Raw genomic sequence first — 11,822 nt, 5'->3', positions numbered from 1 at the left:
TCAGCCCCTCCGGACGGCCGGGCCGCCCTGCGGGCGCGGCAGCGGCAGCCGGGCGACCAGGTCGGTCACGATCTGTTCGGAGGTGCGGCGGCTGAGCTGGGTCTCGGCGGTCGGCATCAGGCGGTGCGCGAGGACGGGGACGGCCAGGCGCTGGATGTCGTCCGGGGTGACGTAGTCGCGTCCGTCCAGCGCGGCGGCGGCGCGGGCGGCCCGGACCAGGTGCAGGGTCGCGCGCGGCGAGGCGCCCAGGCGCAGCTCGGGGCTGGTGCGGGTGGCGCCGACCAGGTCGACGGCGTAGCGCCGGACCGGGTCGGCGATGTGCACGGAGCGGACCAGGTCGACCAGCTTGAGGATGTCGGCGGCGTGCGCGACCGGCTGGAGGTCCTCCAGCGGGTTGGCGCCGGAGTGCACGTCGAGCATCGCGAACTCGGCCTCGGGGCTGGGGTATCCCATCGAGACGCGGGCCATGAAGCGGTCCCGCTGGGCCTCCGGGAGGGGGTAGGTGCCCTCCATCTCGACCGGGTTCTGGGTGGCCACGACCATGAACGGCGAGGGCAGCTCGTAGCTGGTGCCGTCGATGGTGACCTGGCGCTCCTCCATGGACTCCAGCAGCGCGGACTGGGTCTTGGGCGAGGCACGGTTGATCTCGTCGCCGACCACGATCTGGGCGAAGATCGCGCCCGGGCGGAACTCGAAGTCGTGCCGCTGCTGGTCGTAGATGTTGGTGCCGGTGACGTCCGAGGGCAGCAGGTCGGGGGTGAACTGGATGCGTCGCACCGTGCAGTCGACGGACCGGGCGAGCGCCTTGGCCAGCATGGTCTTGCCGACGCCGGGAACGTCCTCCAGCAGCAGGTGGCCTTCGGCGAGCAGGACGGTCAGGGCGATCCGGACGGCCTCCGGCTTGCCCTCGATCACGCTCTCGATGTTGGCGCGGACGCGCTCCACGACCGCGGCGAGTTCGGGGAGCCCGGCCCGGTGGTGTTCGTTCGCCCTCTGCTCGCCCCCCGCAGGACTGCCGAGACCGGCCTGATCGCTGTAGCTCGTCACCCGTTTACGCTCCCTGGCACGCTGTGCCCGCCTCACCCGAGGCCGGACCCCACCCCATGCTTGACGCGGCCGTCCCGGGGGCGGTTCCGTACGCGGATCCGGCGCCGGTGAGGCGGCCTGCGGCCCGGCCGCCCCAGGTGGTTCGGGGTCCGACCGGCAGGCGCATTCTCCCCCGCGGGGTGGCCAGAAGTCACCATTCGGCCGTCCCCGAATGCCCGGACTCCGTTGGCCGGGCGGTCGCGCGGGTGAGCGGGTGTCAGGCGATCTCGCGCAGCAGGCCGGTGTGGACGTCGAAGACGAATCCGCGCACGTCGTCGGTGTGCGGGAGGAAGGGGGAGGTGCGCACCCGCTGCATGGACTGGCGGACGTCGCCGTCCAGGTCGACGAAGGCCTCCACCGCCCACTGCGGGCGCTGGCCGACCTCCAGTTCCAGCTCGCGGCGGAAGTCCTCGGTGAGCCCGAGCAGGCCGCACCCCGTGTGGTGGATGAGCGCGATCGAGCGGGTGCCGAGGGCGCGCTGGCTGATGGTCAGGGAGCGGATGGTGTCGTCGGTGACGACGCCTCCGGCGTTGCGGATGACGTGTGCGTCGCCCAGTTCGAGGCCGAGCGCCGCGAACAGGTCGAGGCGGGCGTCCATGCACGCCACCACGGCGATCCTCTGTACGGGGCGGGCGTCCATGCCGCCGTCCCGGAAGGTCACCGCGTACTCGCGGTTGGCCGTGACGAAGCGGTCGATGATGGTGGGGTTCTCGGAGTCGGCAGCGGCGGTCGGCGTGGGCCGGTCGGGGGTCACTGTCATGGGGGCGACGTTAGTGCGGGACCCGGTTCCGCGGTGGGGTGAAGAGCTACAGAACAGGCCGCTGTGATCGAGCGCATAGCGACAACGGGAGGGTTTGTCCGTCTGGTCCCGGAGTGGGTTCGCCCCCCTTCACCGGGTGGGGCGCGCGGCGTCCGCACGAGCCCCCGGGAGGGCGCTTCGACCGGCGCGTGCGGACGGCCGCGACCTGCGGCGATCGGTACCGCCGCCCGGGTGGTGCGCCGGAGCGGACCATTGACTGCCGGGGCCCGCGCGATAGAGTTGCGCCGCAGTTGAGCACACCCGCCCGAGCCCGTCAACCGGGCCTCGTCGGCCGGTGTGCCCGATCGACCCGGCCCGTGGCCTCCTCCCGCTCCGTGCTCACCTGGCGCACCTTCCCCGGCGCCGGGCGGCCACGCCTTCCCCCTGGAGCGGGCGGGGACCACGGGCCGCGTCGTCGTGCCGGGGGGCGGTGGGCGAGAATGGTGGGAGCTCCCGGACGTCGGGCTGCTCCGCACCGAGGAAGGGCGCCACCGCGCATGACCACCAACGAACCGGGTCCCAAGCACGTTCCGGTGATGCTGCAGCGGTGCATGGATGCCCTGGCCCCGGCGATCTCGCGCCCCGGCGCCGTGGTGGTGGACGCCACCCTCGGCCTCGGCGGGCACAGCGAGGCGCTGCTCACCCAGTTCCCGGAGGTCCGGCTGGTCGCGGTGGACCGCGACCCGCAGGCGCTCAAGCTGTCCGGCGAGCGGCTGGCCCCGTTCGGCGACCGGGCCACCCTGGTGCACGCGGTGTACGACGAGATCCCCGAGGTGCTGGAGCGCCTGGGCATCGACCGGGTGGACGGCATCCTGTTCGACCTCGGCGTCTCCTCGATGCAGCTGGACGAGGCCGACCGCGGCTTCGCCTACGCGCAGGACGCGCCGCTGGACATGCGGATGGACCAGACCCGGGGGATCAGCGCGGCGGAGGTGCTGAACACCTACAGTCACGGGGACCTGGCCCGGATCCTCAAGGTGTACGGCGAGGAGCGGTTCGCCGGGAAGATCGCCTCGGTGATCGTGCGGGAGCGGGAGAAGGAACCGTTCTCCACCAGCGCGCGTCTCGTCGAGTTGGTGCGGAGCGCCATCCCGGCGGCGACCCGCCGCACCGGCGGGAACCCGGCCAAGCGGACGTTCCAGGCGCTGCGGATCGAGGTCAACGGCGAGCTGGAGGTCCTGGACCGGGCGATCCCGGGGGCGCTGGACGTCCTCGCGATCGGCGGCCGGATCGTCGTGATGTCGTACCAATCGCTGGAGGACCGGCTGGTGAAGCAGTACCTCGCCGCCGGGGCGACCAGCACCGCTCCGCCGGGACTGCCGTTCATCCCGGAGGAGCACCAGCCCTGGCTCAAACTGATCACTCGCGGTGCCGAACTGGCCACGGAGGAGGAGATCGAGGAGAACCGGCGCGCCGCGCCCGTACGGCTGCGGGTGGCGGAGAGGATCAGGGACCGAAGCAGGCGGGGCTGAGTCCCGGCGGGGTCCGAAGGGCGGAGGAAAGCAGTGGGGCCGGTGGCCGGTGAGGTCCGGGCGGGGCGGGGAGGAATCCCGCAGGGCAGGGCGCGCATCACGGTTCGGCCGGGCAAGCGCCCGGTCCGGGGGCGCACACCCTTCGCGGTGCTCGTGGTGGTGCTGCTGGCGGCCGGGCTGTTGGGGCTGCTCGCCCTGAACACGGCGCTCAACGAGGGCTCCTTCGAGCTCTCCCGGCTGCAGCGGCAGACCACCACGGCGACCGACGAGCAGCAGAGCCTCCAGCACGAGATCGACCAGAACTCGGCCCCGGACGCGCTGGCCAAGCGGGCCGCCGAGCTGGGCATGGTCCCGGCCGGCGGGATGGCCTTCCTGGACGTCCCGAACGGCGGCAAGGTGATCGGCACGCCCGGACCGGCGCAGGACAGCCCGCCGGTGAAGCGGTCGACGGTGGAGCCGTGGCCGATGAAGTCCTCCCCGGCCGCGCAGTCCTCCGCCCAGGTCAGCCCCCAGCCCGCCCCGCCGCCGCCGGCCCAGCCGAGCGCGCCGCCGGCCACACAGGCGCCCGCCCCGCAGCCGACCCCGGCGGCCTCGGCCGGTGACTCGGTGATCCAGCTCAACCCGGTCTCGCCCGCGCCCGGGCAGCCCCACGCGAGCGGAGGTGCGGGTCGATGACCACGCCTCGTCAGCCCGGCTCCGGTTCGAGCCGCGGCCAGTCCCCGCGCGGTGGCGCGCCCCGTCCGTCCGCGGGCCGGGCCCAGCCCGCGAAGGGCCAGCCGGCCCGCGGCCAGTCCGGCAAGGGCCAGCCCGCGCGCAGCCAGTCGGCCAAGGCCCAGCCCGCCAAGGCGCAGCCCGCCAAGGGGGCCGCCGGCCGTACCCCGCGCACCCCGCAGCAGCGCCGCCCCGAGGGCCGTCCGCCGGCCCGCAGCCAGGCGGCGGTGCGGCCGCGCCCGAAGCCCCGTGGGCCGCAGCGTCCCAGGGCGCTCAAGCTCGCCGAGCCGAAGCGCCGGCTGCGGGTGATCACCGTGGTGCTGTCGCTGGTGTTCTCCGTCTTCGCGGGGCGTCTGGTGCAGCTCCAGCTGGTGGACGCCGACGCGCTGGCCGCCGACGCCAACACCAACCGCTACCTGAGCATCCCGATCACCGCCGAACGCGGCTCGATAACGTCCTCCGACGGCGTCGCGCTGGCGGCCACCGTCGACGCGTACGACATCACCGCCGACCCGGCGATGTTCACCCCCGAGGCGACCGGCATCCCGGACGCGCCGGAACAGGCGGCGGCCCTGCTGTCGCCGATCATCGGTGTGTCCAAGGACAAGATCGCCGCCGACCTGCACACCCCCAAGACCCGCTACAAGCGGCTCGCCGCCAAGCAGACCCCGGCCGCCAAGAACCAGATCAGCGACCTCAAGTCGACCCTGGAGAAGCAGGCCGGTTCGCGGGCCTGCCAGGTGCAGAAGAAGCTGCTCGGCAAGCCCGCCGACCAGGGCGGGCGCACCCGGGTGGACAACGAGTGCGCCAACCCGCTGGCCGGGGTGTTCAACCAGGAGACCCAGAAGCGGATCTACCCCGCCGACGGACTGGCCTCCAACCTCGTCGGTTTCGTCAACGGCGAGGGCGAGGGCGCCGGCGGGCTGGAGCTCCAGTACCAGAAGCAGCTGGCCGGCAAGGACGGCCACAGCAGCTACGCCCAGGCGGGCGGCCGGCTGGTGCCCACCGCCGGGGGCTCGATGGACCCGGCCGTGCCGGGCAGCGACATCAAGCTGACCATCAACCGGGACATCCAGTGGGCCGCCCAGAAGGCGATCACCGACCAGGTGGCCAACTCCGGCGCGGAGAAGGGCTACGTGGTGGTCCAGGACGTGAAGACCGGCCAGGTCATCGCGATGGCCACCGCGCCCGGCTTCAACCCGGGCGACCTGTCCACCGCCAAGCAGTCCCAGATGGGCAACCCCGCCCTGGTCGACGCGTACGAGCCGGGCAGCACCGCCAAGCTGATGAGCCTGGCCGCCGTCCTGGACTCCGGCACGGCCAACTGGGACACCAAGGTCACCGTGCCGAACCGGCTGGTCCGGGCCGGCCAGCAGTTCAAGGACGACGTCGAGCACGGCGACTGGTACCTGACCCTGGCCGGGGTGCTGGCCAAGTCCTCGAACATCGGCACCATCGAGGCCGTGGAGACCCTCGGCGGCGGCGACCAGCTGAAGGCCAACCAGGTGCTGGACGGCTACATGCGCAAGTTCGGCGTCGCCCAGCCGACCGGCCTGAACTTCCCCGGGGAGACCCCCGGGATGCTCAAGAAGCCGGAGGACCTGGTCGCCTCGGAGAAGTACAACATCTCCTTCGGCCAGGGCCCGCTCCAGATGAACGCGCTGCAGGCCACCTCGGTCTACTCCACCATCGCCAACGGCGGGGTGCGGGTCGCGCCCAGCATCGTCCAGGGCACCACCGGGCCCGACGGCAAGTACGTCCCGACCCCGGCGGGGGAGCAGACCCGGGTGGTCAGCGAGCAGACCGCCAAGACCCTCACCTCGATGCTGGAGTCGGTCGTCGACGACGAGCAGGGCACCGGCGGCAAGGCCGCCATCCCCGGCTACCGGGTCGCCGGCAAGACCGGTACCGCCAACCGGGGGGCCGCCGACGGCAAGGGCTACGACGGCTACACCGCCTCCTTCATCGGGTTCGCCCCCGCCGACAACCCCCGGTACACCGTCTCCTGCACCCTCCAGGGCCCGGTCAACGGCCACTTCGGCGGCCAGCTGTGCGGCCCGGTGTTCAAGCAGGTGATGGAGTTCACCCTGAAGACCATGCAGGTCCCGCCGAGCGGCAGCCAGGCGCCCAACCTGCCCGTCGAGTGGAAGCCGTGAGCGAACATGAGCAACCAGCGGGCCGGTCTGGACGGCGACGCGGCGAAGGCCCGGTTTGGCCCTGGGCACCCTTCGGCGGATAGCCTTCCCGCCGTGCCGAAACCCGATCAAATCACCGTGAGTCCGCCCCGCCCGACCGGGACCCCCGCCCTGCCGCTCGCCGAGCTGGCCGCCCGACTGGGCCTGCCGACCGTCGAGGGCGGCGCCGTCACCGGCGTCACCCACGACTCCCGCGCGGTGCGCCCGGGCGATGTCTACGTGGCCTTCCCGGGCGCCAACCACCACGGCGCGGCCTTCGCGGCCAAGGCCGCGGACGCCGGCGCGGTGGCCGTGCTCACCGACCCGGCCGGCGCCGAGCTGGCGGCCCCCACCGGCCTGCCGCTGCTGGTCGTGGACCGGCCCCGGGCCCTGATGGGCGAGCTGGCCGCGATCGTCTACGGCCGACCGTCCGAGCGGCTGCTGATGATCGGGCTGACCGGCACCAACGGCAAGACCACCACCTCGTACCTGGTCGAGGGCGGCCTGCGCGGCGCCGGGCGCAACCCCGGCGTCATCGGCACCGTCGAGATGCGGGTCGGCGAGGAGCGGATCAAGAGCGAGCGCACCACCCCCGAGGCCACCGACCTGCACGCGATCCTCGGCGTGATGGCCGAGAGCGGCGCCGACGCGGTGACCATGGAGGTCTCCAGCCACGCCCTGGTCTTCGGCCGCACCGACGGGGTGGCGTACGACGTCGCGCTGTTCAACAACCTCACCCCCGAGCACCTCGACTTCCACCCGGACATGGAGGACTACTTCCAGGCGAAGGCCCGGCTGTTCCAGCCCGGCAAGTCCCGCCGGGGCGTGGTCAACCTGGACGACGAGTACGGCCGCCGGCTCGCCGCCGAGGCCAAGATCCCGGTGAGCACCTTCTCCGCCACCGGCGCCGCCGAGGCCGACTGGCGGGCCGTGGACGTCAAGCTCGGCCCGACCGGCTCCACCTTCCGGGTGCTCGGCCCGGACGGCGCCCAGGCCGACGCGGCCGTCCCGCTGCCCGGCCCGTTCAACGTCTCCAACGCGCTGGCCGCGATCACCGCGCTGGTCGTCGCCGGGCTGCCGCTGGAGCGGGCGGTGGCCGGGGTCGCCGCCGTCCCCGGGGTGCCGGGCCGGCTGGAGCGGGTGGACGCCGGACAGCCGTTCGTCGCCGTCGTGGACTACGCGCACAAGCCGGACGCCCTGCAGGCCGTCCTCGCCTCGCTGCGCGAGGTCACCGTGGGCCGCCTGCACGTCGTCATCGGCTGCGGCGGCGACCGCGACCCGCACAAGCGCGGCCCGATGGGCGCGATCGCCGCCCGCCTCGCCGACACCGCCCTGCTGACCAGCGACAACCCGCGCAGCGAGGACCCGCTGGCGATCCTCGCCAGCATGCTGACCGGCGCCGCCGCGGTGCCCGAGGCCGAGCGCGGAGCCGTCCTGGTCGTCCCCGACCGGGCCGAGGCGATCCGGCTCGCGGTCGCCCGCGCCCAGGCGGGGGACACCGTGCTGGTGGCCGGCAAGGGCCACGAGCTCGGCCAGTACGTACGAGACGAGATCCGCCCCTTCGACGACCGGGAGGTGCTGCGCGAATCCATCGCGCGGACCGCGGCCGCGCGGGGCGACCGAGGAGTAGAGCAGCAGTGATCGCACTGACCCTCGCCGAGGTGGCCGCCGCCGTCGGAGGCACCCTGGACGGCGCGGACCCGGACGCCCTGGTCACCGGCCCGGTCGAGGTCGACTCGCGGAAGGTGAGCCCCGGCGGCCTGTTCGCGGCCTTCGTCGGCGAGCACGTGGACGGCCACGACTACGCCGTCACGGCGGTCGGGGCCGGCGCCGTCGCGGTGCTGGCCTCCCGCCCGGTCGGCGTGCCCGCCGTCCTGGTCGACAGTGTGGTGGAGGCGCTGGGCAGACTGGCCCGCGCCGTGGTCGCCCGCGCCGAGGGCACCGCCGTGGTCGCGCTGACCGGCTCGGCCGGCAAGACCAGCACCAAGGACCTGATCGCCCAGCTGCTCCAGCGCCACGGCGAGACCGTCTTCCCGCCCGGCTCGCTCAACAACGAGATCGGCCACCCGATGACCGCGCTGCGGGTCGAGGCCGGCACCCGGCACCTGGTCATGGAGATGGGCGCCCGGCACAAGGGCGACATCGAGTACCTCACCTCGATCACCCCGCCCCGGATCGGCCTGGTGCTCAACGTCGGCACCGCCCACGTCGGCGAGTTCGGCTCCCAGGAGGCGATCGCCGAGGCCAAGGGCGAGCTGGTCGAGGCGCTGCCCGCCGACGGCGCCGCGATCCTCAACGCCGACGACCGGCTGGTGCGCGCGATGGCCTCCCGTACCAGGGCGAAGGTGGTCCTGTTCGGGGAATCCCAGGACGCCCACGTCCGGGCCACGGACGTTCGTCTGGACGCCACCGGACGGCCATCCTTCACGCTCACCACCCCGGCCGGTTCCGCGCCCGTGCAGCTGCGCCTGTACGGTGAGCACCACGTCTCGAACGCCCTCGCCGCCGCCGCGGTGGCGACGGAGCTCGGGATGTCCGTCGACGACACCGCCGCCGCCCTGGGCGAGGCGGGTGCGCTGTCCCGCTGGCGCATGGAGGTCGTCGACCGGGCCGATGGTGTCACCGTCGTCAACGACGCCTACAACGCGAACCCCGACTCGATGCGGGCCGCGCTGCGGGCGCTGGTCTCGATGGGCGGCCGCGGCCCGGAGCGCCGACGCACCTGGGCGGTGCTCGGCGAGATGCGGGAGCTCGGCGAGGAGAGCCTGGCCGAGCACGACGCCATCGGGCGGCTCGCCGTCCGGCTGGACGTCACCAAGCTGGTGGCGGTCGGCGGACGCGAGGCGGCCTGCATGGAACTCGGCGCGAGGAACGAAGGTTCGTGGGGTGAGGAGTCGGTGCTGGTGTCCGACGCGGACGCGGCGGTCGAGCTGCTGCGCAGTCAGCTGCGGCCGGGGGATGTGGTCCTGGTGAAGGCGTCCCGTTCGGTGGGGCTGGAGAAGGTGGCCGAGGCCCTCCTGGCGGACGGTGCTGCCCGATGATGAAGCAGATCCTCTTCTCCGGGCTGATCGGCCTGGTCCTGTCGCTGGTCGGCACGCCCGCCCTGATCAAGCTGCTCGCCCGGCAGGGCTACGGACAGTACATCCGTGACGACGGCCCCAAGGCGCACCACAGCAAGAAGGGCACGCCCACGATGGGCGGCATCGCCTTCATCCTGGCGACCCTGATCGCGTACTTCGCCACGAAGGCGATAACGGGCGACAGCCCGACCGCCTCCGGGCTGCTGGTGCTCTTCCTGACCACGGGCCTGGGCCTGGTCGGCTTCCTGGACGACTACATCAAGGTGGTCAAGCGCCGCTCGCTCGGTCTGCGGGCCAAGGCGAAGCTGGCCGGCCAGTCCATCGTCGGCCTGGTGTTCGCCGTCCTGGCGCTCCAGTTCCACGACGACCGCGGGCTCAGCCCGGCCTCCCAGTCGCTGTCCTTCGTGCGCGACTTCACGTGGTCGATCGGCCCCGTGCTGTTCGTCATCTTCGCCTACTTCATGATCGCCGCGACCTCCAACGGCGTGAACCTGACGGACGGTCTGGACGGCCTCGCCACCGGCGCCTCGGTGATGGCCTTCGGCGCCTACACCTTCATCGGCGTCTGGGAGTACTCGCAGAGCTGCGCCTACTTCATCTCCGCCACCAACGCCTGCTACGACGTCCGGGACCCGCTGGACCTCGCGGTGGTCGCCGCCGCCCTGATGGGCTCCTGCTTCGGCTTCCTGTGGTGGAACACCTCGCCCGCCAAGATCTTCATGGGCGACACCGGCTCGCTGGCCCTCGGCGGCGCCCTGGCCGGCCTCGCGATCTGCTCGCGCACCGAGCTGCTGCTCATCCTGCTCGGCGGCCTCTTCATGATCATCACCCTGTCGGTGATCATCCAGGTCGGCTCCTTCCGGATGACCGGCAAGCGCGTCTTCAAGATGGCACCACTGCAACACCACTTCGAACTCAAGGGCTGGAGCGAAGTCCTGGTCGTGGTCCGCTTCTGGATCATCCAGGGCCTGTGCGTGGCCATCGGCCTCGGCCTCTTCTACGCGGGATACCGGGCGGGATGACGGACTTCGACTTCAGGAACCTGCCGGTCGTCGTCGCCGGCCTCGGCGTCTCCGGCATCAGCGCCGCGCGCGTCCTGCACGGCCTCGGCGCCCACGTCACCGTGGTCGACGGCGGCAGCGGCGAGGGCCTCAGGGCCCGCGCCGCCGAGCTGGAGGCCCTGGGCGTCGCGGTGCGCCTGGGCGACGGCGCGAGCCTGCCCGAGGGCACCGGGCTGATCGTCACCTCGCCCGGCTGGGCCCCCGACAGCCCGCTGTTCGCCGCCGCCGAGGCGGCCGGCGTCCCGGTCTGGGGCGACGTCGAGCTCGCCTGGCGGCTGCGCAGGCCGCTGCCGGGCACCGGCGAGCCCGCCCCCTGGCTGGCCGTCACCGGCACCAACGGCAAGACCACCACCGTCCAGATGCTCGCCTCGATCCTCACCGCGGCCGGCAAGCGCACCGCCGCCGTCGGCAACGTCGGGGTCTCGGTGCTGGACGCGGTGCTCGCCGAGGAGCCGTACGACGTGCTCGCCGTCGAGCTCTCCAGCTACCAGCTGCACTGGGCGCCCTCGCTGCGCCCGCACTCGGCGGCCGTGCTCAACCTGGCCCCCGACCACCTCGACTGGCACGGCTCGATGGAGGCGTACGCCGCCGACAAGGGCCGGATCTACCAGGGCAACACCGTCGCCTGCGTGTACAACCTGGCCGACCCGGCCACCGAGGCGCTGGTCCGCGAGGCCGACGTCGAGGAGGGCTGCCGGGCGATCGGCTTCGGCCTCGGCGCGCCGAGCCCGTCGAACTTCGGCGTGGTGGACGGCCTGCTGGTGGACCGCGCCTTCGTCGAGGACCGGGCCAAGAACGCGGCCGAGCTGGGCGCCGTCGAGGACGTCAACCCACCCGCCCCGCACAACATCGCCAACGCGCTCGCCGCGGCGGCGCTGGCGCGGGCGTACGGGGTCGAGCCGAAGGCCGTCCGGGAGGGCCTGCGGGCCTTCCGCCCGGACGCCCACCGGATCGCCGAGGTGGGCGTGGTCCGCGAGGTCACGTACATCGACGACTCCAAGGCCACCAACACCCACGCCGCGGCCGCCTCGCTGGCCGCCTACCGGCCGATCGTCTGGATCGCCGGCGGCCTGGCCAAGGGCGCGACCTTCGACGACCTGGCCCAGGGCGCGGCCGAGCGGCTGCGCGCGGTCGTGCTGATCGGGCAGGACCGGGCGCTGATCCGCGAGGCGCTGGAGCGACACGCTCCGGATGTGCCGGTGATCGAGGCGGCCGGGGGCCAGACTGGCGCGGTGGCGATGACCGAGGTGGTTCGCACGGCCGCGTCGCTCGCCCAATCGGGTGACACGGTGCTGCTGGCCCCGGCCTGCGCCTCGATGGACATGTTCACCAACTACGGCGAGCGCGGCGACCTGTTCGCGGCGGCCGTCCGGGAGCTGGGGAACGAGTAGCTGGCCGACGCCCAGGCGTCGTACGGAGAGAGTGAGCGGGGAGCGGTG

At 73.2% G+C, this 11,822-nt stretch carries 9 protein-coding genes; 7 read left to right on the top strand and 2 right to left on the bottom strand.

Annotated elements, in window-relative coordinates; all coding sequences use genetic code 11:
- Together RZ50_RS12105 and RZ50_RS12100 are read right to left on the bottom strand one after the other, a co-directional pair.
- Complete coding sequence (locus RZ50_RS12105; protein ID WP_196947944.1) at nt 1-1,047, bottom strand: MoxR family ATPase; 1,047 nt, start codon at nt 1,045-1,047, stop codon at nt 1-3.
- 256 nt (nt 1,048-1,303) lie between these two features.
- A complete protein-coding gene (locus RZ50_RS12100; RefSeq protein WP_196947943.1) occupies nt 1,304-1,846 on the bottom strand; it encodes a carbonic anhydrase in 543 nt (180 codons plus the stop codon).
- Nucleotides 1,847-2,382: 536 nt separating this feature from the next.
- Between RZ50_RS12100 and rsmH the strand changes: the two genes are divergently transcribed.
- From rsmH to murD, 7 genes are all read left to right on the top strand, one after another.
- Nucleotides 2,383-3,357 (top strand): 16S rRNA (cytosine(1402)-N(4))-methyltransferase RsmH, encoded by a 975-nt coding sequence (gene rsmH / locus RZ50_RS12095; RefSeq protein ID WP_196947942.1) that lies wholly within the window; start codon nt 2,383-2,385, stop codon nt 3,355-3,357.
- Between the two features lie 147 nt (nt 3,358-3,504).
- A complete protein-coding gene (locus RZ50_RS12090) occupies nt 3,505-4,032 on the top strand; it encodes a hypothetical protein (protein ID WP_196947941.1) in 528 nt (175 codons plus the stop codon).
- Nucleotides 4,029-6,224, top strand: a complete 2,196-nt coding sequence (locus RZ50_RS12085) for a penicillin-binding protein 2 (RefSeq protein ID WP_217680512.1) — start codon at nt 4,029-4,031, stop codon at nt 6,222-6,224. The genes RZ50_RS12090 and RZ50_RS12085 overlap by 4 nt, the downstream gene beginning before the upstream one ends.
- Before the next feature lie 6 nt (nt 6,225-6,230).
- Nucleotides 6,231-7,883: a UDP-N-acetylmuramoyl-L-alanyl-D-glutamate--2,6-diaminopimelate ligase gene (locus RZ50_RS12080; RefSeq protein WP_196950569.1), complete on the top strand. Its 1,653-nt coding sequence runs from the start codon at nt 6,231-6,233 to the stop codon at nt 7,881-7,883.
- A complete protein-coding gene (gene murF / locus RZ50_RS12075; protein WP_196950568.1) occupies nt 7,880-9,283 on the top strand; it encodes a UDP-N-acetylmuramoyl-tripeptide--D-alanyl-D-alanine ligase in 1,404 nt (467 codons plus the stop codon). Before RZ50_RS12080 ends, murF begins: the two co-directional genes overlap by 4 nt.
- On the top strand, nt 9,283-10,344 hold the full coding sequence (gene mraY / locus RZ50_RS12070) for a phospho-N-acetylmuramoyl-pentapeptide-transferase (protein ID WP_196950578.1): 1,062 nt from the start codon (nt 9,283-9,285) through the stop codon (nt 10,342-10,344). The genes murF and mraY overlap by 1 nt, the downstream gene beginning before the upstream one ends.
- Nucleotides 10,341-11,774: a UDP-N-acetylmuramoyl-L-alanine--D-glutamate ligase gene (gene murD / locus RZ50_RS12065; RefSeq protein ID WP_196950567.1), complete on the top strand. Its 1,434-nt coding sequence runs from the start codon at nt 10,341-10,343 to the stop codon at nt 11,772-11,774. The genes mraY and murD overlap by 4 nt, the downstream gene beginning before the upstream one ends.
- Nucleotides 11,775-11,822: the final 48 nt, after the last annotated feature.

Source organism: Kitasatospora sp. SUK 42 (genome assembly GCF_015776785.2).
Lineage (GTDB): Bacteria > Actinomycetota > Actinomycetes > Streptomycetales > Streptomycetaceae > Kitasatospora.
The sequence above is the reverse complement of the archived record's forward strand: the minus strand, read 5'-3'. Positions and strand labels throughout refer to the sequence as shown.